Source organism: bacterium, from assembly GCA_030649055.1.
Taxonomy (GTDB): Bacteria; Patescibacteriota; Minisyncoccia; order UBA6257; family JAUSGH01; genus JAUSGH01.
Map to the genome: position 1 here is coordinate 24,910 of JAUSGH010000022.1, position 21,562 is coordinate 46,471.

Here is a 21,562-nt window from a genome sequence, read left to right on the forward strand (position 1 = left end):
GGCTGCGAGTTCTAGCGCTCCTCCTCTTCGCCGACGAGCACGAGGTGCCAGTTACGGCAAAGCTCCACAGCATACACAGCGAGCTCCGGCTTCGCGTGACGGATAGCACGCTCCAGCATGCCCTTCCACAGCTGTTCGGCCCGTGTCGCGAGAATCAAGCGGTTCTGGATCTCGTACGCGGCGTTTCTTTCCTCTTGCGACTTCGGAGGAAAGGCGACAATCGCGTTCCACCGGGGCTGAAGCTCCTTGCACTCGCGATCGCTACGCTGCCAAAGCGCAAAGATCTTCTTCATCTCCACCGGGACCTCGCGGCCGTAGAGAATCAGCGTGTCGTTGTCCCCCACATCGCGAGTGGGTTCGTCTTTGGGGCCAAGCACGACGGCTTTGATCTCGTCCCTCAGCGCCTTCAGCATCTTACTTCGCATCGCTATCTCCTTTCGTGAACACTGACTTCAGCGTAGCGCATCACCAAGCCAATACGCAACAACAAATAACATTCCGACATTCTCAAGAATGTCGGAATGTTATTTTATCTCATTGGTTATAAACCTACGACTCCTTTGATGCGGGCGGCTTCGCCTTCAACGACTTCGCCATCGTAATCTCCACTATGCGCCGTTTCGTTTCCGTATGAAGGACGTTTCTGGTCAAGGTGAAGGCTAAAAACAAAGCCATCAAGGAGCGTTTTGGTGACGTAACAATGCAGCCGCGGATAATCGGCCCCGAGAGGTCGCACGCAATTCAGTTCCCCGGCCGGCGTATACCCCAGCGGACGGTAGCCAAGCTGCCGCATCGTATTGACCAAACTGTCGTTTAACTTCTGAACTTTGAAGGTCATGGGTTTAAACATTCCGACATTCTCAAGAATGTCGGAATGTTATTGATCAATGTTATCACCTTAAAAACTAATCGATGACAAACAGAAGTCGCAGTACTTTCAAGGCAATGCCGAAAATAACCCCATAGAAAATCATGCCGGAGATGGCAACAAGGTCAATGGTGGAGCCGCCCACGGGAACGCTCGGAAAAATGTAGTTCACTGGTGCGAGCACGTAGTCGCTCCAAGTGTAGACAAAATTCACGACTCCTGCCGCAGGGTTTGCCTGCAACCCGCGGAATATGACGCGAAACACAAGCAACAACTCCAGAATTGCCAAAACGTTATTTAAAAGAATTTTGATAAATTTTCTCATAGCATAGGTCGTATATAACTTATATTGATATCAGTGTAGCATAATTGCGGCGCGAGGCGGCAATAATACGGTCACGATACGAAGCATGCGCGGCAGCAAGAACGGAGAGTGTTTCGGCCGAAAACGGATCGTATACCTCACCATCAATCATGAGTTTAATATAAAATTCCTGCCGACCGAGATTAATCATATCCTTCACCTTGAAAATCGGTGCGAGTTCGTACTCCATCACTTCCGCGTCCGCTCCGCCGACACGAAACACGATGAGCGAACCGACGTTCCCCAGCACCGCCGCAAGCACTTTCGGGCTCAGCTGACCCATGTATTGATGCGCAACAGTGATACACATGCCATACTTTTTTGCCTCGGAGAGCAAACTCTCAAACGTCTCCGTGGCGATACTATGAAACTCGTCCACATACAAATAAAAATCTTTGCGATCGCCTTCCGTCATTCGCGCGCGCGCCATACCCGCCTGCTTCAACTTCGCAATAACCAGCGCGCCGAACAAGCTTGAATTCTCCTCGCCGAGTTTGCCTTTAGCAAGATTGACGAGAATGATCTTCTGTTCATTCATCAACCGTTCAAGGTCAATCTTATTTTCCTTTTGACCAAAAATATTCCGAAGCATGGGGTCAGACAAAAATTGCCCAAGTTTATTGACCAGCGGAATGATGGCCTCGGTATTGAATTTTTCCGCCCACTCCTCGAACTCAACCTCCCAAAACTGCTTCACCATGTCGTCGGTGATGTGCGCAATCACCTTCCGGCGATATTCACCATCCGTGAGCATAGCAATCATGTCGCGCAGGGTCGCCTCCGGATAATCCAGAAGCGCGAGCGTCGTGAAGCGGAACATATGCTCCAAACGCGGGGTCCAGTTCGCACTGAACTGTTTTTCCATCGCTTCAATCATCCCCTGTGTCAGCTGATGTTTGAATGCCGGGTCAATATTCGCCAACGGGTTGAACGCAACGGGGTGGCTCGTATCCGACGGATCAATTATCACCACGTCATTTACGCGTTCTTCGGGAATGAAATTCAATAGTTCTTCAATCACGTCGCCGTGCGGGTCCACAAAACACAACCCGTACCCGGATGCGATGTCCTGCCGCATGAGCAACTCCAGCAGTTTTGACTTTCCGACGCCGCTTTTTCCGACAACATACAAATGTCGACGTCGATCCTCGCGTTTAATGCCGAACACAAACTTTTTCTCTTCAAGCGCGATGACGTAATTCGTCCGTCCGATAAACGACACGATGGCGGGATTGACCTTGCCGAGCATCGGGAGCTCTGGCGGAGGAGGAGCTAACTTGATGATGCGGACTTTGTTTTCTTCCATTGTGGCTGTATTCCTTCGACAAGCTCAGGAAATAATCTTTTCCTTGTTATATTGCTCCTACTTCTTTCAAAAATGCTTCGTACACGTCTAACGCCGCCTTTGCCGACTCCAGGGTCAGCACAAATCCGGGCGTGTGCACCAAGTCGTTGCGCAGGCGGTGCGCCGCCCAAACGCCTTCCACGCTCTTCACCTCCGAAGGCAAAACACGCGCTAAACGCTCGGCAAGGTTTTCGCCTTCATAACCGGCGCCTTTCAGCACTGCATCAACAAGCGCATCCGCCTCAATCACCGCAAGGCGAAGACTTTCCGGTTTTCCCGTAACCGCTTTTGTCTGCACCAGTTCCCACTGCGCGATGATCGCGGGATCTTTCCTTTCCTCCTTCTTCTTTTTTCGGTGATGGAACATAGACGGCACCGTTTGCATCGGGAAAATTTTCGTGAGAAGAAAAATAAACAGCGCGGCAAGCAGCACATCCAACACAATCACGATGGGCCGAATGATGTCCCGCCAAATATGCAGCAGCCACTGAATCAACTCCGAGGTGCCCCCAAGCAGCCGCGGCAAGAGCGGGAAGAACGCCAAAATGAGTACCGTTATCGCGGTAAAAAAACCAGACGGCGTGACAAACATCTTCCAAACGCCTTTCGGCTTCGGACCCTTCGGTGGCATTTCCTTCATCATTTTTGGCTTGGGAGGCATACCCTGTGCTACAACTTCGATTTATGTTTGTAATTATGTAAACGTTTTTTCATAGAGAAATTTTTGGCAGTAATATGCGGCGTCTTTCATTTCGCGATAAGCGTCAAAGTTGTAGCACGGGGCATGTTTGCGTTTATTCAGTAAACCGGTCAAGCACATCTTCATCCGCGAAGATATTCAAACCCGCTGGCGGACCGGCCTTCTTGCTCTCCACACGTTTCATGTGCGGGGCGGTCACCACCACCTTCATCGGCGGATGGAACAACGTCGCGAGTTCCTCGGTGTTAAATACCACCATTTTGCTGAGATTATTCCAATTCAACGGATGCGAACTCAAAAATCGCCCCATAAATGTTTCCACCGGTGTTTCACGTTGCCGATAAAAATGATACATGCGCTGCGACCGCATCCACGCGCGCGTTTTGGCAAACAGATACGGATAGTTCCAAATTTTCGCGCGCGTCCACACCTGTGTGTTATGCCGGAAAAAATTCAGATTGAGCGCCGCGTACTGTTGAAACGCGCTCCAAATCCCGCGACGCGGATAACTGTCATAAAATAATGTTTTCGGAGAAATATAAATGAAACGGATAACGGTTTCAAATGCCGGTTTTGAAAGATGGTTTTCCACCGCCTTTAACACGTCCGTCTCGCCGGGCGACTTCGGGAGCATCATAGAAAAACTGAACTCTCCGGCCGTGTCCTTCTCTTTCTTCCATTTCTTCAACTCATTCAACTCTGTTTCGTACTCTTTCACCCATGACGGCGGAAGCGGTGTTGCGACAAGCTGTACGCCGACAAACTCACCCGGACGCGCCTTGCCCAACACCTCAATCATGGAAGATAGCGGATCAAACTCCAGCTCCTCGGCGGGTACCTCAAAATCCATGTATGTTTTAATCGGATACAATCCGGATTTTGACAGGAGCATCTCCGATCCCCAGAACTCATTGCCTTGCTCGCCGAACTCTTCCACGTGTTCCGGCATCGTTTCCACGTAATCCTCCACCTGCGTTACCTCAACATCCGGGTAAAACGAGAAGAATGCCGCCTCAATGATAGCCGTGTATTTTCTCGGGACGCGGACATAGAAATGCAACTCTCCACCGACGCTCGTCATTTCAAACGAGAATGTACGCGTTTTTTCGCCGTCCCAATAGCGCTCTTCAATATCGCCAGGGGCGTTGCGCATGGTATGAATGGCTCGGAGCACCTGCTCCATGCCGCGGGGATTTTTCAAGATCTCGCGCGGGATGGAAAGCTCCAGCATCACAAACGGATCATTTTTGTCCCAAATGAGATTGCGCCAATAAATCCACGTTGAATACGTCACGGGCAACGCCACGACAAAAATCCAAAACCACCAGGTCCATTCCCAAAAAATGGAAAATGCCTGGTAGTACTGAAGTAACACTGCTTGTGCAAGAGCAAAAATTTCGGCAAACATAGCTATAGAAGCGGATCAACGCGGATATCAACGCTGAATGACGCGGGAGTGACGTCGTGGTTTTATAGGCCACCCTCCGCAATGCGCTGTATACCGAGTTATGCCTCTCTCACAGTATAACGCCCATCTGCATTTCTTTGGAAGTACTTCTTATTCTGCAGGTTGAGGAGAATAGTATTCGGCTTGAACGCGCGTTCTTTCAGAATGACGTCCACCAGCTGATGCGATTTCAAGCTCCCGTTCTTCTTTAAGAAGTACGCGATGACTTCGCGCGCGGTTCCCGGAATGATGCCGAACTCGCGGAGACCATAGAGTCCGCGGCCGACCAGCACGAAACGTTCATCTTTGATGAGTTCGTTATGCACCGTCTGATGATTGGTGCGCTTATTTTTTCGCACCGTGTTAATCAAGTTCGCGATGTCGGTAAAGTGGAGAGGTTTGCGCTCTTTCTTGAGCGTCAAATAGGCCCAGTCGCGCGACGTTTTCGGATTGATTTCCGACCATGCCGCAAGTCCCGCGTCACCATAGTGGTTCACCATAAACCGCTTTGATGCCGAAACAAAATTCGCGCCGATCACGTCGGTCACACCATGCTGCGAGGCGCAAGCGGCAAAATAGTGATTAAACTTTTTGTCGCCGAGCACCTCGTCCTTCTTCGCAGCGAGTGTTCCGGCAAGTTTCGCCGCGAACAGTTTCGCGTGTTTCATATGCTCGCCCGTAAGCCCCCATGTCGCATGCGCGTCCTTATCCGCAGGCGCGTATGCCAACTTCCCGCTCGCTTCCAGCAAGAAGCGTACACGATTTCCAAGGGTCTCTTTCGGACCATTGTCTGATGCCACATCGGTAACGTCGGCGAACAATGCCTCCTCCTTGCGTACGCCGCCCAGACCTTCCAGGTGCGCGACAACCATCGACGCAAAGGATTCAATGCCGTTTTTGCTCCCCTCCGCGCGGACCGCGTCAAGTCCGAGATTCTGAATCTGCCGGATACGCTCGCGCGTCACGCCATAGCGCTTGCCCAACTCAGCAAGCGTCAATTCCCGACCATCTCCCAACCCGTATCGGCACCGCAACACTTCCTGTTGCCGCTCAGGCAACGGTTGCAAACACTGCGCGACAATTTTGTTTACGACTAACTTCATATGGATAATATGGTGATTTTTATCGACATTTACTGGCTTTTGGGGCCGTTTATAATATTACTAAGATGATACAAAATTATTGACAAGAAGTCAATAGGGTGTAGTAATCGCAAATAACGCGAATCCTCGGCAAATAATGCGAATAAAAAAAGACGGGCGCTTACCGCTTCCGCCACATCGTGAGCAAAGGGCTCGCGACGAAGATTGACGAGTATGTGCCGAAAACGGTACCGACAAGGATGGTAAGCGTGAAATACGCAAGCGATGACGAACCCAAGAAATAGAGCGCCACAAGCACCAACACAAGCGTCAATGAAGTGTTGATGGAGCGCGCCATGGTTTCGTTGACGCTTGTATTGACCAGAGCGTCAAAATCAAATTTTGCCGAACGCTCCAGCCGCAGATTTTCGCGGATGCGGTCAAACACCACAATCGTGTCGTGGACGGAAAAACCCATGACCACAAGAATCGCAACGATGAAATTGGTATCCACTTCCGCGTGATACAAATATCCCAGCACCGCGAAAAGTCCTGTAGGAATAATCGCGTCATGGAAAAGCGTGAGGAGCGTGATAAGCCCGTACTTCCACGAGCTCACCGGATACGACACCTTGCGGAACGCAAACGCGATGTAGAGCGAAATGCCGAGCAGTACGAAGAGAAACGCCCAAATGGCACGCGATCTGAGCTCCGAGCCGATGGCGGGACCGATGCTGTCAAAACGCAATTCTTCAAAATTCGGGTATGCCTTAACAAATGCCGCTTTGTATTCCACGTGCTTGGCTTCATCAATTTCTTTCGTCCGGATTAAAAAGCTTTGCGTCGCCGGCTCGGGCGTCACGATTGCATCGTCCAATTTCAGCTCATCACTCAAAAACGCCTTCGCGCCGTCGGCGTTCACGCGCTCATCACCAAGCGTCACTTGCCACATCGTTCCGCCGGTGAAATCAATCCCCTGCTTCAAGCCGAGCGTGCCGATCACGACAATGCTTGCCGCGATGAGCAGCCCCGAACAACCGAGAAATACGTATTTATTCCCTATAACGTTCATATCTTTGTTTTCTTGATTTTTATGCTTTATTGCTTTCTTGATTGCGTGTGAACACGCGTAAAATTGTGCGGGTAACCGTGATAGCGGAGAACATACTCATCAAAACACCGATGAGGAGCGTCAACGCGAACCCTTTCACGAAGCCGGTGGTCGCGTAGTATAAGATGACCGCGGTGAGCATGGTGCTCACGTTGGAATCACGAATGGAAAGCCACGCGCGGGAGAATCCTTCATCCAAGGCACTCATGCGTGAAAGTCCTTTTCGCATCTCTTCTTTACTGCGTTCAAAAATCAGCACGTTCGCGTCCACCGCCATACCGATGGAAAGAATAAAACCCGCGACGCCGGAAAGCGTCATCGTGATACCAAAGAGCTTAAACACTCCGAGCGTCAGAGCGATATATATAGTAAGTGCCAATGTGGCATAAACCCCCAGCATCCGGTAGTAAAGTAGCATGAAGAGCATGACTGCCAGCGTACCGACGAGTCCGGCGTAGAGCGTACGCTTCAGTGAATCCGTGCCGAGCGAGGCGCCGATGGTTTGCTGGCTCACGAGTTTTACCGGCGCGGGCAAGGCCCCCGCGTTAAACCGCTCAACAAGTTGCTTCGCCTCCTGCACAGTGAATCGTCCGGTGATTTGCGCGCGTCCGCCGCTGATTTTTTCCTGCACGGTCGGCATCTCAATCAATACACCGTCAAGAAAAATCGCAATCGGCTTACCCACATTTTTCGCCGTCATGTCCTCAAAGAGTTTCGCGCCTTCGTCGTTGAATGAAATGGAAACTTCCGGCTTTCCGGTCAGCTGGTCAAAATTGAGCTGGGCGCCGGAAACGTGGCGGCCGGAAAGATCCAACGGGAAAAACTTCGGTTCCACCGCCGCAGACGTAGTTGCAGTGCCCTCTTTCGGTTTTTCATACTCAACCTCGGCAAAGGTCAAGAGCGGCGTTTCGCCGATGAGCTTGATTGCTTCGGAAACGTCTTTAATGCCCGCAAGCTCCACCACCAAGCGATATGAGTCCGCGCCTTTCGCGATAAACACCTGCGGCTCGGACACACCGAACAAATTGACGCGTTTTTCAATCACGTCGCGAAGTCCATTCAAGACGCTGTCACGGTCGGCGCCGGTAACATTCGCCATGTCCACTTCATAAACTAAGTGCGTGCCGCCGACAAGATCAAGCCCCAGCCGCCACGGCCGCGTGTTTGCGCCGAAGTTTTTTGGATACACAAAAAATCCGACCAATACGGCGAGGGCAACGATTCCTATTAAGAGGATGGCTGAATTTTTTTTCATAAAAAACAATTGTTTAGAAGTATAACGCGGCAGAATAAAAATGCAATAGACGCACAAAACCGCCCAGGAGAGGGGCGGTTTTGTGCTAGAGAAGAGTAACGTTCTGGAACCCTTTCGAGTCCCTTGGTCGCTTCAAATAATGTAACTAGGGGGTGGGGGGGTTGGTTTCACCCTGTGGCGCAGCCACCGTCCGGCGCAACACTTCATACGAAACAATAGCTCGTTTGATGCTCCAGAGGAACAATCCGGCGAATATCAGCGCGATGGCGATTTCCACCTTTACTTCAACGCGGGAATGCACGAGCGCGTACCACAAATAGTCAAACAGGCGAAAACGGCTCTCCGTACTTGCAGCGGCCGCGCCTTCAAGCACGCGAACGACGTACACGCTCCGCGAGAAAAGGTGCGCGCCGAGCATCACCGAGAACACCTCAAAGACCACGACAGGCAACACCCGCCGCACAAACCATACACGATAAATTTTGAACATCAGTTTTTTTCGGAAGTTCATTGTGTTACTCATCCATTAATTTTCTAAACAGCCGTTTTGCGCGGAACAAACGCATTTTGAGCGTCGTGAGCGATATCCCTTCCAGCTTCGCGATATCGTCATAGGACTTATCCTCCAGGTAATATAACTTCATCACCCGCCCTAAATGTTCCGGCATCTTTTCAAGCGTTTTTGCGACGATAGCGCGGTTGTCAGTGTTTGTGGCTAAATCAGACGCCCCCTCATCCACAAGCGCATCGTCGTAGAGCACCGGGTCAAGATAAGACACATTCCCCTGCTGTTTTTTTAATTTCTGATAATGCGTGAATGAGGTATTGACGAGAATCTTATATGCCCAGCTTTTGAATGTCGCGCCGGGTTGTTTTTTAAACCGCCGACCGTTCACGTAAATCTTCGTGAATGCCTCCTGCAAAATATCCTCGGCTTCGTTATGACTCCGCGTGATGCTCCGCGCCGCGCGCACAAACGCCTCGCGGTAGCGGTCCACCAGAATGCCAAAAAGCGCCGGGTCATCCATGGATAACTTCAGCACTTCGTCATCGGGCAGTTGTTGCGGGGCTTTCTCGACCGCATCTTTCTCCTTCGGCATATACCGATATAATACACTGGATTTGCGCGTAAGGCAAGCGCACAAAAACAATTGACGCGTGACATTTGACCATTGACCAACGAGCATGCAGCAGTCAAACGTCAATGGTCACATGTCAAATGTAAACCTACACCAGCATCCCCCGCAATGCCGCCACGCGCTCCTCAACCGGCGGATGAGTCATAAAGAGCTTGTGGATGAGCGATGTGCGCTTGCCCTTCGTGAATGGGTCGTCAAACCACAGATGCGCCGTGGTGTTTTGCGCGACCCGCAAAGGCGTCGCGTCCGCGTGGATTTTTTCCAATGCCCGCGCGAGTCCCTCGGGATAGCGCGTCAAAAGCGCGCCGGAGGCATCGGCTAGGAACTCGCGTTTGCGCGAAATAGCGAGCTGCATAAGTGTCGCGGCGATGGGCGCAAGAATTGAAAGCACTAGCCCCAACAAAAGCAAAACTCCTCCCGCCGACCCGCGGTCATTACGGCTGCGAGCGCCGCCCCAAAACATGGAACGCAAAAACATATCGCCCAGAATGGAAATAAATCCGACGAGAATCACAATAACCGTAGAAACAAGCATGTCGCGGTTGCCGATGTGCGAAAGCTCGTGCGCCAACACTCCTTCAAGCTCCGTTTTATTGAGCCGTTCCAACAACCCGCGCGTCACGGCCACAACCGCGTGTTCGGGATTCCTGCCGGTCGCGAACGCGTTCGGCGCCGGTTCATTAATAATGTATATCCGCGGCACAGGAAGCCCCGCGGTGATGCAAAGATTTTCAACGACATTGTACAGTTCGCGGGCATTCTCACGATTTACCGGATGCGCATGCGACATCGCGAGCACAATCTTATCCGAATACCAATAACTCACAATGCTCATAACGGTGCTAAATACGACCGCGATAACAAGAATGCTTGGGTCCCCATAGATGCGCGTGAACACCCAACCAATGCCGATGACCACGACAAAAAATAACGTGAAAATGAGCCACGTTTTGCGGATGTTGGAATCTCTCTGTGTATAAAGGCTTACACTTGACATGGCACGTCTTATTTCCTGAGCTTGTCGAAGGAATACAATAATGTAGCCCTTCGACTCCGCTCAGGGACTAAAATCTCAGTTGCTAGAATTTCACCGCAACAGGCTTCGCCTCATCAATCGTCGACAATTCAAAAAATTTCTCCTCGTGAAAACTAAACGTACGGGCGATGATGTTTGACGGGAACGATTGCACCTTCGCGTTCAAGTCCTGCACCACGGAATTGTAAAACCGCCGCGCCGCCTGCATCTTGTTTTCGGTGTCCGAAAGTTCACGCTGTAATTCCAAAAAGTTTTCGTTCGCCTTGAGTTGGGGGTAATTCTCCAAAACCGCGAACAGCGTTTTAAGCGTCGCTGAAAGCGCATTTTCCGCCTGGGCATTTTCCAACGCCGATCCGCCTGTTGCCACGCGCGTCCGCGCTGCCGTCACGTTTTCCAACACATTCTTTTCATGCGACACATACCCTTTCACCGTTTCAATAAGATTCGGGATTAAGTCATAACGACGCTTGGACTGCACGTCAATGTCGGAGAGCGCTTCCTTGGCGCGCAATCGTGCCCGGATAAGACCATTGTATATTCCGATAACCGCAATCACTAATACTACGAGAACAATAATCGCAATTGTTAATGGATTCATAGATGTATTACTTACTTATGATATCTCTATTATATCGTGGCGGAGGTGAAAATGTAAGAGACCCGTCGCGGTGGCGATCGGGTCCCCGTACGCCTACTTTTTCCTTTGTACTCGATATTCCATCGGGCGTTCTCTGACGTGACTTATCCACACATCAGAATAATTAGCCGAACAAAGCGCGTTATCCTCGAATGCAAGAGAAAGGTAGGCACTCCATCCGCCATTCATACCGGGAACAGCGTTGCCAATCCATTCCCAACGGACGATCTTCAAGCGTGCCGTTGCGATCATCACGACTGAACCATTCTCCACATGCAAGCCACTCACCCTGTTCTCGTCGCAATATACAGCGGGCTCGCAATCCAGCCCGTGGCCATACCGCTGCCCGGTGGAGGGATTATGCGTATGCGACTTGATTATTGCGCTCACCTCCTCCTCGCTCATTCCATAGTCGAGATACACGGAGGCATCTTTTAGTGGATTCGGCGGGCAAGACGGTGGCTGCTTGTAGACCCACACCGTGAGGAGCCAAAGCCCCCACACCGCCACGAGGAGCGTCGCGAGCCACGCGTAGAGCTTCACTGCCCTCCACATAGTCTCGCGCGCACTCACCGGCGACACGTCGCGCGGATCTTGCACCTCGGGCTTTGCTGACTCTTTCGGTTCATTCGCCATCGGTCACACTCCTCAATGTGAGCAGAAACTTGTTCTGCGCCCATCTTCGCATATTTTCAAAAAATCCGCAATCGCGACATTCCGACATTCTCAAGAATGTGAGAATGTTATTTGTAACGCATAAAAAGGAAAACGGCCGGATGTGCGCTTGCACACCCGGCCGTTCGTAGCTGCTTTGGTCGGCTCGCGCGGGAAACGTTACTTCCCGCCCGAACCCTTCTTGCGATTCGCCTTCACGCGCTCCACGATGCCGCGACTCTCTTCCTTGGACGCTTCCCTGCCGATCCGCTGAATGATCTCGGCGGGAATCGTGAGCTCCATGAAGTCGCCCGGTTTCGGCATCGCGCAGACGTGCGCTGCCTGCGTGCGAGGCACTCCCGCGAAGTAGAGCTCGGTCGGCGTCACTCCTTCGAGTGTCGCCAGCCGGCATGCCACGCGGAACGTGTTCTCGTCCGTCTTGTCGCACTTCACATACCCGTCGTGGGTATGCCCGCAGATCGCGAGATCGGCGTCGGAGCTCCGCCCCGCGTTCACCGCCCCGTCTCCGCTGTAGCCCTTCGGATCATGCTGGACCACGATATCAATCGTGCTCCGCATGCCCGACACGAGCTTGCCGTCTGCACCAAGTCCGTAGCGCTTGATGAAGATATAGCTCGCGTTGTCGTGCCCGCCGACCGCGACACGCACGCCGCGCATCGGATCCGCCTTGTAGTAGTCCGGTTGCACCGTACGGAACACGCCGATCTCACGCGCCTTGCACCGCTGGACGAAGAACGACCAGTCGATGATGCCCGTGCGATCCAACGCCTTCCGCGTGTGATTGCCGTCCACCGCAACCAGCGCGATCTTGAACGCACCCGGTTGCGCAAGGGTCGGAAGCAGAAGCTTGTCGAAGTAGTCGGCAAGCCAATCCAGAATCACGTCCATGGACTCCACGGTGCCACCCTTGGAATCGTTCGTCACCTTCTCCGCGGCGCGACGCACCGCATCCGGGTCACTCTGATCCACGTTTGCCATGAGCTCCATGTTCTCCAACATAAGCTCGTGCGGATCACGTTCCGCGGAGTGCACATGCGGCCACCGATTGTGGTTCGCGTCGGCGGCATCCCCGCCATTCACGTATCCCCGGATCCGCGCCGCGCTGCCACAGAGCACGAACGGCTTCGCGAGATACGTCTTGTGCATCTCCACAAAACCGGCGCGCGTCATGTCTTCCGCCTCGCGAGCCCCGATGTGTTCGTCGGCACTTGCCGAGAACGCAGCGAACTCGCTCGGCTGCTCCAGCACCGCCCCCGTCAGGAAGTCGTTGTACTGGATCCAACGCGTCGCAACCACACCAACCGGCGCGCCCTTGGGCTTCGAGATGATCGTGAGCCCGGAGACGCCGTTGTTGTGGTAACGATTGAAGACCGCGTGACTCCGCGATGCCTGAGGCTTCCCGCCGCTCATGCGCACGGGTTCCTCGCCCTTCACGAACCGCGCAATACGCGCCTGGTTCTCGAACGGCAGGGCACAGACAAGCGTCACGCCGTCATCGGTCCGTTCCGAGTCGTACTTCATCTGGTTCTTGTAGTTCACCTCGTCCGGCATGGTCTTCAGACGCTGATAACGCTTGAATCCCTTACCGTGGTGGCCGCTCTCCAGGATCACATCCGGGCGGGTTTCCTCCGCAACCCGAACAAGGTCCTTGATCGCCGCGCCTGCCAACCGCCGCGCATGCTGTTGCTTGCCATGCGTTGCCGCGACCATGCACTCCTCGATGCGAAGCAGCGTCGCCCACGTCTTGTGACGACCGTGCGCGTAGTCCACGCGCAAATCGCCGAACGTCAGCACTCCCTGTTTGTTCGTGAACTCCGCGCCCACACCCTTGCAGATCGCCCCAACCGAAGCATAGAAGCCCTCAACGAGCTTCTTCGTCTCGTACTGGTGCGTGGGGCCTTCCTTCGGCTCACGATAGAGCGCCTGCTTCTTCCTCATCGCATCGATGTCGGTGTTGAGCTTCCCCAGCGCCGCACCGATGTTGCCGAGGTCCTTCTCCACCGTCTGGAGCTTCCGTGTGACCTTTGTAGAAACCTTCGCTTCGGGCTTCACGTCCTTCACGAGGTTCTTCTTGGTCTTCTCCATACCCTTCGCCTGCTTCTTCAACTCTCCGCACTTGCGGTTGAGTCGGCCGATCTCCTCCTCGCACTCTTCGCCGCTGCGAAGGAGAATAGCATTCAACAGCCGCGAGAACGAATGCTGAATGTCGTCCCCGCTTTCGGACACGACGATCTTCGCCTTCGGCGCGGCCTTGCGAAGCTCCGCGAGTCGCCGTTGGAGGATGCCGAGCTGAATGCCCTGCATGTGCTCCAGACGATCGCGGCTCTTCACCTTTATGGACTCCTCCTCGCACTCCTCCTTGGACTTGTGCCAGTGCGTGAGATCCTTGTTCAGAATCTCCGGCCTATCCAGCCGTGTGAGCGCTCCGTCCACGATGTACCCCGTAATCCACGGGCTCTTCTTCGCAAACGCGAGAAGATTGTTCCACGCGCCCTCGTCAAAGAAATCCGTGTCGAATCCCAACTCAGAAAGCATCGCAACGGTGTCCGCTTCCTTCTCGGCGAGAAGGTCGATGGTCCTCTGGCTATCCATGATTTGCCTCCCAAAAAGGGGCTATTCCGGATATTGGCACGTCGCCAAAGTCGCTCCGCCACAACTGGCTCTGAATTTCGCAACTCAAAGCTCTCTTTCCTTATTCAGTTGTGAAGGTGCGACTGCGGCGACCCTTCGCCGCGTACTAGGGCAACACACCCTAGCACAAAACCTACCCCGAACACATCGCCGACAACCGCATGCGTCATTGACGCTCCGGAACCGGCGATATTCTCAAGATAGGTTCTCTACTTTGAATATAGCAGGTCAAGTGGAAAAGTATACAAGCAGGCACAAATAAAACCTGTGGAGAACTCCGCGCTACGACAACTCCTTCCGGTAACACTCTGTCTCGCGCTTCACAAATCCGAGCGAAGTATAAAATTGTCCGGTATTGCGCTTGGGATTGCTTGTCAAATCAATATGTTTCGCACCGAGCGCATGTGCCTCCGCAATAACTTTTTCCATGAGCATTTTGCCGATCCCCTTGCCGCGATAATCGGACGAAACGACAACATCATGCACATACCCTTGCGTACCCATCATTGTTTCGCCGATTTCAAGCGTTGCCATGCCGACGATCTTATCCGCATCTCGCTCCACAAAGACATGCATCTGCGGCGCAATGCAAATTTTTTCTAGTCGTTCCAATGTGAGCGCTGGCGCATTGGGCGCAAGCTCGCACAACAAATTATTTATTGCAACGAGGTCACTCTCGTGTGAGATGCGATATTCCAAGATCTCCATGTGCCCTCAGATGGAATCGGACCATCGTCAACTGCTTAAAAGGCAGCTGCTCTACCATTGAGCTATGAGGGCTTCAGATTTCTATTTATTTTATGACAACGCTCTCCAAATGACAATCTACAATAATTTCATAAAATCTTCGGGCGATATTTCAATCTCCCGCAAGATCTGCCGAAGCAGTCCGCGGCCGATCTCTTCGCGCCCATGCACGGGCACGATCGTCGTCCTTCCGTCGGAATGCTGAAGAAAAAGATGCGAACCTTTTTGTCGCATCTCCTCGAAACCAAACTCGCGCAAAATCCTTATGAGCTCCTTCGGTTTTAGAATCGGCAAACCGCTCATACCTCCACCATGTCCATGCCGATGAAGGCCGGTTCGTGAGCCATGGACTTTATGCGCGCTCGGTATGCCGGATTCTCCGCTGATTCTTCAAGACATAACGCAATGGCATCTTTTACCCGATCCCTAAGCATGGGCAATGTTTTTGCTTGCGTGTGGCACCCTGGAAGCATTGGCACGGATGCGATAAAATATCCGTCTTCATCTTGCTCAACGATAATTTTGAACTGCTGTTTCAGCATTGTTTTAATGTAACATGACGTCGTGAATAATGCAATGATTTACGCAAGCCCCTACTCTATCTCCCGCTTCAGCTCCTCCAATAATTTTTTCGCCGCGGAGGAAAGATGCTTCGGGGTTTTGATATCCAGCTCCACATACATCGCTCCATGCCCGTAGCCACCAAATCGGGGCATACCGGCGCCGTCAATTTTCAATTTACTTTTCAAACTGAAGTGTTCGGGAATGGTCGCGGTTACTTTTTTGCCCGCGATGGTCGGGAGTTCTAGCGGGATCCCTAGGAGTACGTCCACAAGCGACGCCTCCTTTTTTATAAACACGTCATCGCCCTGACGCGCAAACGTCGCGTGCGGCTTCACGCGCACACGCACATATAAGTCACCGACACCCGCGCCGCGCTCGCCCGCCTCACCCATGCCGACCAGCTTGATAATCTGACCGTCGGCAACTCCGGAAGCAATTGCTACATCCACCTGCCGCTCACCGACGGCGCGCCCCACTCCAGAACAGCTGCCGCAAATTTTCTTGGGGATTTTTCCAAGCCCCACGCACTTCGCGCACTGCCGCACCTGCGAAAAATTACCAAAAAACGTGGAGCGGCTCTCGCGCACCTCGCCTCTGCCATCACACGCGGCGCACTCGGAAAACCCCGCATCGGGAAAATGCCCCACACCGCCGCATTTTTCGCATATAATAGAGGTACGGTAGCGCAACTGTTTTTTGATACCCCCAAAGGACTCCTCCAGTGTTACCTCAACCACCGCTTCAATATCCGCGCCGCGCTGATACGTGCGGCGTTTGCGCTTCATGCCCAAACCTTCAAAAATTGAATCAAAAATATCTCCGGCGTCGCCAAAATCTCCGAGATTTGACGGATCAAAGCCAAACCCGAAACCACCCTCGCCAAATCCGCCAAATGGCCCCTGCCCTCCACCCATGCCGGGTTGCGCCTCGCCGAAGCGATCATAATACGCGCGCTTATCTTTGTTAGAGAGCACCTGATACGCCTCGTTCAATTCCTTAAACTTTTTCTCGTCGCCGCCGGCCTTATCCGGATGATGCTCGTGCGCCAAGCGCCGATATGCTTTTTTGATATCGTCTTCAGAGGCACCTTTTTGAACACCGAGTGTTTTGTAGAAATCTTTCATATCGCTTTGCTCTCTCTACGAATTATAAATAACATACGAATTTACGAATGAGCTCAATGTATTCCTTCGACTTCGCTCAGGAAATAATTTATTAGTTGGTGAGCTTGTCGAACCACTACCTCATCCTTTCGTATTTTCGTACAGCTTTCGTAATTTTGTAGAATCATAACACGATTGTTTCTTTGCTCGTGGGTTCGGAGGCCACACGGAGAAACCCGGCGCCGAGCAACAGCTGATATAACCCCCACGCCGCCCACTGCACCGGATAGGCCACCAAAAATCCGAAGCTCTTGATGGTAAAAAAGAGCAGTAGCCCATAGATGACGATAACGACCGTGTGCCACTCCTCCGGCACGCGGCTTGCCCACTGCCCCAAGAGCGTCGCAAGTACTTTACTCACCGTTGTGCGCGCGGTAACGGTCGTTCCCACCGCATCGCTGATTTGCGCCAGGATCGCTCCGCGCGACTCCGCGAGCAGTGCCGCGCGCGCTTCAGCCGAAAGCTCACCGAGCCCCGGGACAAGGCCGGAGCTACCCACCGCGTCAATCACTTCACCTACCGGCATTGCGAGTGAAAAATCCGGGACAATACGCCGCAGCACAATATCCGTCGATCCAGCGATACTCGCGACCGTACTCTCTGTAACACGCCACTCAATTCCAATAAGCGGCGCGGCAATAAGCACGGCCACAAACAGCGACAACGCCGTGATAGTACCTGGCGTTGCCGCGCGGCTCATGCGCAAAATGGAAATTTTCAAGTCATTTGCCGCCGCTGTCTGTGCACGGCGGCCGGCCACAAACAACAACCCATACATAAGCATCGCGCCAACAAGCGTTCCTTGCGAGAAGTGGCCAACAAGCGGCGCGAGAAATGCAGTCGTTTGAACGGCGAGCACCGCCGCGTACACGACGCCTCCTTTAATGAAGGAGGCCTCCAACACATCACACAACATAAACACGGCGGCAGCACCCAGCACTCCCAAGAGCATCGGCGACCCGCCAAGCATTGCGTTCAGCGCGTACCCGAACACAAACGCGGCCAGCGCGCCAACGCCTGCCAAAACTCCGATTTTTATTTTTGAGCGGTCAACTCCCGCGGCGACTTCCGACTGCATTGTTTTATTGCTTAATTGCTTTCTTGCTTTTTTTCTTCAGGGCCGTCTTGCGGCGCGGCTGCACCGTCCTTGCTATCTTGTGGTGATCCCGCCGAACCATACGCGGCCTGTCCGATTTTTTGGATTTCCGCGGAGAGTTCCGCGATGGCGGACTTAATGACATCCGAGTCGCTGCCGTCCTTCACCCCTTTCAGTTTATCAATTTTTTCTGTAATTGTCGTTTTTACTTCCGCGGGTACCTTATCACCGGCGTCTTTCAATGCCTTTTCCGATACATACACCAGCTGCTCCGCCTGATTTCTTGTTTCAATCACTTCTTTTTTCTTTTTGTCTTCGTCCGCATGAGATGCCGCTTCCGCTTTCAATTTTTCAACTTCATCTTTGGAAAGCGCGCTGGATGCTTCAATGCGCACGGTTTGCGTTTTTCCGCTCGCTTTATCCTTCGCGGAAACACTCAGGATTCCGTTCGCGTCAATGTCAAAGGCCACTTCCACCTGTGGGGTACCGCGGGGAGAAGGCGGAATGCCGTCCAGAATAAACCGCGCGAGCGTTTTGTTGTCTCCCGCCATTTCGCGCTCGCCCTGCAAGACATGCACTTCAACCGAAGTTTGGTTATCCGCCGCGGTTGAGAATACCTGACTCTTTGCCGTGGGTACGGTGGTATTTTTCTCAATCAGGCGCGTGAAGACGCCACCGAGTGTTTCAATACCCAGCGAAAGCGGCGTCACGTCCAGCAGCAACACGTCCTTCACTTCGCCGCTCAAGACGCCCGCCTGCACCGCGGCACCGATGGCAACCACTTCGTCCGGGTTAATGCCGAGGTGCGGCTCTTTACCGAAATATTTCTTTACCACCTCAATCATCGCCGGCATACGCGTCTGGCCGCCCACCATGATGATTTCATTCAAGTCCTTCGGTGCGAAGCCCGCTTCCTTAATTGTTTTATCAAGCAACTTAACAGAGAGGTCAAGATAATCCTGCACCAGCTCTTCCAGCTTCGCCCGCGTGAGCTTCAATAAAAAGTGCTTCGGTCCGGCGGCGTCCGAGGTTATATATGGAAGGTTCACTTCCGCCTCAACCGCGGTGGAAAGTTCATGTTTTGCTTTTTCCGCGGCTTCCCGTAACCGCTGTAGCGCCAACGGGTCTTTGGAAATATCAATGCCTTCTTGTTTCTTGTACTCCGCGACAAGGTGTTCAATGATGCGCTTATCAAAATCGTCACCGCCCAGATGCGTGTCGCCGCCGGTCGCCTTCACCTCCACTGTATCATCGCCAACTTCAAGAACGGAAACGTCAAATGTGCCGCCGCCGAAATCATAGACGACAATTTTTTCGTTCTTCTGCTTGTTGAACCCGTATGCAAGCGCGGCCGCCGTCGGTTCATTTAATATGCGGAGAACTTTCAGACCGGCAATTTCACCGGCGTTTTTTGTCGCCTGCCGCTGGCTGTCATCAAAATACGCCGGAACGGTAATGACTGCTTCCTCAACTTTTTCACCCAAACGCGCTTCGGCGTCGGCTTTCAGTTTCTGCAACACCATCGCGGAAATTTCCTCCGGTGTATACCAGTGGTCACCTCCGCCCAAGGCGGATCCGCCCGGGGCGGACATTTTAATTTCCACGCCGCCGGTCGCGGAGGCGCGCAGCTCATACGGAAGCCACTTTTTGTCGCGCTGGACTTCAACGTCGGAAAATTTTCGACCGACGAGCCGCTTCACCGAAAAGATGGTGTTTTTAGGGTTTGTGATCGCCTGTCGCTTCGCGAGCAATCCCACGCTACGCTCGCCGGACTTTCCGACTGCGACAATAGACGGCGTCGTGCGGTTGCCTTCCGCGTTCTCCAAAATCTTCGGCGTTCCGGCCTCCATCACCGCGACCGCCGAATTGGTGGTTCCTAAATCTATTCCGATTATTTTGCTCATATTTTTATTGGACTTATAGGTCTTATGGGACTAATTGGACTTATCTTTTGATACCTTCACTCTCGCCGGACGAATAACTCGTCCGTTTAATGTGTACCCTCGCCCCACTTCTTCCACCACCGCGCCGGGCGATTCGTTTGACTCCACCGCGGCAACTGCTTCGTGCACCGCAGGGTCAAATTGCGCGCCCGTTGTGACCGCCATCCGTTCCAATCCCTGCTTCTTCAACACATCTTCCAGCTGCGTCCGGATCATCAACGTTCCTTTGTCCACCTTCTCACCCATTGCCGCGATCGCGAGGTCAAAGCTATCCATCACCACAATCAGATCTCGTATCAATGCCTTATTCGCGTACTTCGCAAATTCTTCAAGATGTTTTTGTTCGTCCTTCTGATAATTGATGAGGTCGGCTTTCGCGCGCTTCCAGCCATTCAGATATTCATCACGTTCGGCGCTGATTTTCGCGAGTTCATCGCGCGCGGCTTCTGCTTCATCGGCAACATCTAACTGCGGTATTTCGTTTTTTTCTTGTTCGTCCGCCATAAAATTATTTTTTTATTGCTTTCTTGCTTTCTTGCTTTCCTGATTTATTGCTTTCTTGTTTTCTTGCTTTCTTGTTTTCTTGCCACCGGGCAACTCCTTAAATACATTGAGCGCCCGTTTGTAGTCCATGCGCTTCGGTCCGATTGCCGCCAAGAATATCGGCGCGCCCGCTACATTATATCGCGCGACAACAACCGAGAGATGCGAACTGCGCGTAATGGGGCTTTTGCCGATAAAGACGCGCGGCTTGCCTTCAGAAACATTTGCCGCGAGACGCGCGAGCGAAGCGTCCAAACGGTCAAAGTCGCGGACAACCTCAAGAAAATCTTCCCGTGTTTTGAAATCAATGCGCTCACAGAGCTCGTCCAGCCCGGACTTATACACCTCGCGGTCACGCGCATCGTAACCCACGCCCAAGAGGCGCAGCTCCTCCACGAGCGGCTCCACCACACGTTCCAGTCTGCCGTCCAACGCCTCACCGAACAGTTTACCCATACTCGGCGCCGCTTCATCCGCGCCAAAAATATCCCTCAACAATTCATCCACCCACAATGCGTATCCACTCTCGGTGGGAACTCTGCCGCCGGAGGTATGCGGCTGTTCCAAAAATCCGGCATGCGTCAGACGCAAAAGCTCCGCGCGGATACTCGCGGGCTTGATACCGAAGCTGTAGTCCTCGTAAAGTTCATCGGAGCTTACCGGGTGGCCGCTCGCGACAAACTCGCGGATGACCGCTTCCAAAATGCGCTCTGTGCGATTGCCGATCATATACTGCAAATATACCAAAGTTGGCACTCACCAGTCAAGAGTGCCAATCTGCGCTTACTACCGTAAGCGCTTTCCCAGAATTGTTCTTAGCTGATTGAAAATAGCGAATAATTGTTCCATGATTTCCTCCACCGCTTTTGACACATCAACTTCTCGTACCGCTTTTTGCTCTTGCAGAACAACTCCGCCGGTTGACGCACTATTTAATTCCATCATCTTTAGCATCTCCTCTCCATCTCTTCCTTTTGCATTCCGCGGAGTGAACGTGAGCTCGTATGAACCGGCGGGGAGCGTTTCATGCAATAGCTGATTTCGCGGTACAAAACGATGGAATTTTTTCATCACTTCTTCACGTTTACCATTCTCTACTTTTGCGACAGCAACGGTGACGCCACTTAATCCTACGTTATAATTTTCCGGTAGTGGCGCGACGCCGAACGTCACGCGGTGCAATCGCTTAGCCGCATCAATAAGTTGCGTAGCGATG

The 21,562-nt window shown here is 52.7% G+C and carries 24 protein-coding genes and 1 tRNA gene; all 25 read right to left on the reverse strand.

Annotation, left to right across the window (positions count from 1 at the left end; all coding sequences use genetic code 11):
* Positions 1-11: 11 nt before the first annotated feature.
* Positions 12-425: a hypothetical protein gene (locus Q7R85_04630; GenBank protein ID MDO8585368.1), complete on the reverse strand. Its 414-nt coding sequence runs from the start codon at positions 423-425 to the stop codon at positions 12-14.
* A gap of 116 nt (positions 426-541) precedes the next feature.
* Positions 542-850 carry a hypothetical protein gene (locus tag Q7R85_04635; GenBank protein ID MDO8585369.1) on the reverse strand — a complete coding sequence of 103 codons (309 nt, stop codon included), beginning with the start codon at positions 848-850 and terminating at the stop codon, positions 542-544.
* Between the two features lie 55 nt (positions 851-905).
* Positions 906-1,193: a YggT family protein gene (locus Q7R85_04640; GenBank protein ID MDO8585370.1), complete on the reverse strand. Its 288-nt coding sequence runs from the start codon at positions 1,191-1,193 to the stop codon at positions 906-908.
* 19 nt (positions 1,194-1,212) lie between these two features.
* Positions 1,213-2,538, reverse strand: a complete 1,326-nt coding sequence (locus Q7R85_04645) for a type IV secretion system DNA-binding domain-containing protein (GenBank protein MDO8585371.1) — start codon at positions 2,536-2,538, stop codon at positions 1,213-1,215.
* A gap of 46 nt (positions 2,539-2,584) precedes the next feature.
* A complete protein-coding gene (locus tag Q7R85_04650) occupies positions 2,585-3,238 on the reverse strand; it encodes a hypothetical protein (GenBank protein ID MDO8585372.1) in 654 nt (217 codons plus the stop codon).
* A 133-nt stretch (positions 3,239-3,371) separates the two neighbouring features.
* On the reverse strand, positions 3,372-4,685 hold the full coding sequence (locus Q7R85_04655) for a hypothetical protein (protein ID MDO8585373.1): 1,314 nt from the start codon (positions 4,683-4,685) through the stop codon (positions 3,372-3,374).
* A gap of 98 nt (positions 4,686-4,783) precedes the next feature.
* Positions 4,784-5,827, reverse strand: coding sequence for a sigma factor-like helix-turn-helix DNA-binding protein (locus tag Q7R85_04660; GenBank protein MDO8585374.1), 1,044 nt, complete (start codon positions 5,825-5,827; stop codon positions 4,784-4,786).
* A 160-nt stretch (positions 5,828-5,987) separates the two neighbouring features.
* Positions 5,988-6,878, reverse strand: coding sequence for a protein translocase subunit SecF (gene secF / locus Q7R85_04665; protein MDO8585375.1), 891 nt, complete (start codon positions 6,876-6,878; stop codon positions 5,988-5,990).
* Positions 6,879-6,897: 19 nt separating this feature from the next.
* Positions 6,898-8,172, reverse strand: a complete 1,275-nt coding sequence (gene secD / locus Q7R85_04670; GenBank protein ID MDO8585376.1) for a protein translocase subunit SecD — start codon at positions 8,170-8,172, stop codon at positions 6,898-6,900.
* Between the two features lie 145 nt (positions 8,173-8,317).
* A complete protein-coding gene (locus Q7R85_04675) occupies positions 8,318-8,695 on the reverse strand; it encodes a hypothetical protein (GenBank protein ID MDO8585377.1) in 378 nt (125 codons plus the stop codon).
* Positions 8,688-9,272: an RNA polymerase sigma factor gene (locus tag Q7R85_04680; protein MDO8585378.1), complete on the reverse strand. Its 585-nt coding sequence runs from the start codon at positions 9,270-9,272 to the stop codon at positions 8,688-8,690. Before Q7R85_04680 ends, Q7R85_04675 begins: the two co-directional genes overlap by 8 nt.
* A 127-nt stretch (positions 9,273-9,399) precedes the next feature.
* A complete protein-coding gene (locus Q7R85_04685) occupies positions 9,400-10,308 on the reverse strand; it encodes a M48 family metallopeptidase (protein MDO8585379.1) in 909 nt (302 codons plus the stop codon).
* A gap of 82 nt (positions 10,309-10,390) precedes the next feature.
* Positions 10,391-10,945, reverse strand: a complete 555-nt coding sequence (locus tag Q7R85_04690; protein MDO8585380.1) for a LemA family protein — start codon at positions 10,943-10,945, stop codon at positions 10,391-10,393.
* Between the two features lie 93 nt (positions 10,946-11,038).
* Complete coding sequence (locus tag Q7R85_04695; GenBank protein MDO8585381.1) at positions 11,039-11,620, reverse strand: hypothetical protein; 582 nt, start codon at positions 11,618-11,620, stop codon at positions 11,039-11,041.
* A gap of 198 nt (positions 11,621-11,818) precedes the next feature.
* A complete protein-coding gene (locus tag Q7R85_04700; protein ID MDO8585382.1) occupies positions 11,819-14,251 on the reverse strand; it encodes a hypothetical protein in 2,433 nt (810 codons plus the stop codon).
* A gap of 321 nt (positions 14,252-14,572) precedes the next feature.
* A complete protein-coding gene (locus tag Q7R85_04705) occupies positions 14,573-14,998 on the reverse strand; it encodes a GNAT family N-acetyltransferase (GenBank protein MDO8585383.1) in 426 nt (141 codons plus the stop codon).
* A gap of 1 nt (position 14,999) precedes the next feature.
* Positions 15,000-15,070 (reverse strand) — tRNA-Lys (locus Q7R85_04710).
* A gap of 45 nt (positions 15,071-15,115) precedes the next feature.
* Positions 15,116-15,340 (reverse strand): type II toxin-antitoxin system HicA family toxin, encoded by a 225-nt coding sequence (locus Q7R85_04715; GenBank protein ID MDO8585384.1) that lies wholly within the window; start codon positions 15,338-15,340, stop codon positions 15,116-15,118.
* Positions 15,337-15,579 carry a type II toxin-antitoxin system HicB family antitoxin gene (locus Q7R85_04720; GenBank protein ID MDO8585385.1) on the reverse strand — a complete coding sequence of 81 codons (243 nt, stop codon included), beginning with the start codon at positions 15,577-15,579 and terminating at the stop codon, positions 15,337-15,339. Before Q7R85_04720 ends, Q7R85_04715 begins: the two co-directional genes overlap by 4 nt.
* A gap of 51 nt (positions 15,580-15,630) precedes the next feature.
* On the reverse strand, positions 15,631-16,725 hold the full coding sequence (locus Q7R85_04725) for a J domain-containing protein (protein MDO8585386.1): 1,095 nt from the start codon (positions 16,723-16,725) through the stop codon (positions 15,631-15,633).
* A 163-nt stretch (positions 16,726-16,888) separates the two neighbouring features.
* Entirely contained in the window at positions 16,889-17,842 is a 954-nt protein-coding gene (locus Q7R85_04730; protein MDO8585387.1) for a hypothetical protein, read from the reverse strand.
* Between the two features lie 11 nt (positions 17,843-17,853).
* Positions 17,854-19,764 (reverse strand): molecular chaperone DnaK, encoded by a 1,911-nt coding sequence (gene dnaK, locus Q7R85_04735; GenBank protein ID MDO8585388.1) that lies wholly within the window; start codon positions 19,762-19,764, stop codon positions 17,854-17,856.
* 30 nt (positions 19,765-19,794) lie between these two features.
* Positions 19,795-20,307, reverse strand: coding sequence for a nucleotide exchange factor GrpE (locus Q7R85_04740; protein ID MDO8585389.1), 513 nt, complete (start codon positions 20,305-20,307; stop codon positions 19,795-19,797).
* A gap of 12 nt (positions 20,308-20,319) precedes the next feature.
* Entirely contained in the window at positions 20,320-21,075 is a 756-nt protein-coding gene (locus tag Q7R85_04745; protein ID MDO8585390.1) for a hypothetical protein, read from the reverse strand.
* A gap of 57 nt (positions 21,076-21,132) precedes the next feature.
* A partial coding sequence (locus tag Q7R85_04750) for a hypothetical protein (GenBank protein ID MDO8585391.1) occupies positions 21,133-21,562 on the reverse strand: 430 nt, incomplete at its 5' end.

Coding starts and splice junctions, on each gene's coding strand:
- Q7R85_04630 (MDO8585368.1), bottom strand. CDS start 425: ATGCGAAGTAAGATGCTGAAGGCGCTGAGGGACGAGATCAAAGCCGTC.
- Q7R85_04635 (MDO8585369.1), bottom strand. CDS start 850: ATGTTTAAACCCATGACCTTCAAAGTTCAGAAGTTAAACGACAGTTTG.
- Q7R85_04640 (MDO8585370.1), bottom strand. CDS start 1,193: ATGAGAAAATTTATCAAAATTCTTTTAAATAACGTTTTGGCAATTCTG.
- Q7R85_04645 (MDO8585371.1), bottom strand. CDS start 2,538: ATGGAAGAAAACAAAGTCCGCATCATCAAGTTAGCTCCTCCTCCGCCA.
- Q7R85_04650 (MDO8585372.1), bottom strand. CDS start 3,238: ATGCCTCCCAAGCCAAAAATGATGAAGGAAATGCCACCGAAGGGTCCG.
- Q7R85_04655 (MDO8585373.1), bottom strand. CDS start 4,685: ATGTTTGCCGAAATTTTTGCTCTTGCACAAGCAGTGTTACTTCAGTAC.
- Q7R85_04660 (MDO8585374.1), bottom strand. CDS start 5,827: ATGAAGTTAGTCGTAAACAAAATTGTCGCGCAGTGTTTGCAACCGTTG.
- secF (MDO8585375.1), bottom strand. CDS start 6,878: ATGAACGTTATAGGGAATAAATACGTATTTCTCGGTTGTTCGGGGCTG.
- secD (MDO8585376.1), bottom strand. CDS start 8,172: ATGAAAAAAAATTCAGCCATCCTCTTAATAGGAATCGTTGCCCTCGCC.
- Q7R85_04675 (MDO8585377.1), bottom strand. CDS start 8,695: ATGAGTAACACAATGAACTTCCGAAAAAAACTGATGTTCAAAATTTAT.
- Q7R85_04680 (MDO8585378.1), bottom strand. CDS start 9,272: ATGCCGAAGGAGAAAGATGCGGTCGAGAAAGCCCCGCAACAACTGCCC.
- Q7R85_04685 (MDO8585379.1), bottom strand. CDS start 10,308: ATGTCAAGTGTAAGCCTTTATACACAGAGAGATTCCAACATCCGCAAA.
- Q7R85_04690 (MDO8585380.1), bottom strand. CDS start 10,945: ATGAATCCATTAACAATTGCGATTATTGTTCTCGTAGTATTAGTGATT.
- Q7R85_04695 (MDO8585381.1), bottom strand. CDS start 11,620: ATGGCGAATGAACCGAAAGAGTCAGCAAAGCCCGAGGTGCAAGATCCG.
- Q7R85_04700 (MDO8585382.1), bottom strand. CDS start 14,251: ATGGATAGCCAGAGGACCATCGACCTTCTCGCCGAGAAGGAAGCGGAC.
- Q7R85_04705 (MDO8585383.1), bottom strand. CDS start 14,998: ATGGAGATCTTGGAATATCGCATCTCACACGAGAGTGACCTCGTTGCA.
- Q7R85_04715 (MDO8585384.1), bottom strand. CDS start 15,340: ATGAGCGGTTTGCCGATTCTAAAACCGAAGGAGCTCATAAGGATTTTG.
- Q7R85_04720 (MDO8585385.1), bottom strand. CDS start 15,579: ATGCTGAAACAGCAGTTCAAAATTATCGTTGAGCAAGATGAAGACGGA.
- Q7R85_04725 (MDO8585386.1), bottom strand. CDS start 16,725: ATGAAAGATTTCTACAAAACACTCGGTGTTCAAAAAGGTGCCTCTGAA.
- Q7R85_04730 (MDO8585387.1), bottom strand. CDS start 17,842: ATGCAGTCGGAAGTCGCCGCGGGAGTTGACCGCTCAAAAATAAAAATC.
- dnaK (MDO8585388.1), bottom strand. CDS start 19,764: ATGAGCAAAATAATCGGAATAGATTTAGGAACCACCAATTCGGCGGTC.
- Q7R85_04740 (MDO8585389.1), bottom strand. CDS start 20,307: ATGGCGGACGAACAAGAAAAAAACGAAATACCGCAGTTAGATGTTGCC.
- Q7R85_04745 (MDO8585390.1), bottom strand. CDS start 21,075: ATGATCGGCAATCGCACAGAGCGCATTTTGGAAGCGGTCATCCGCGAG.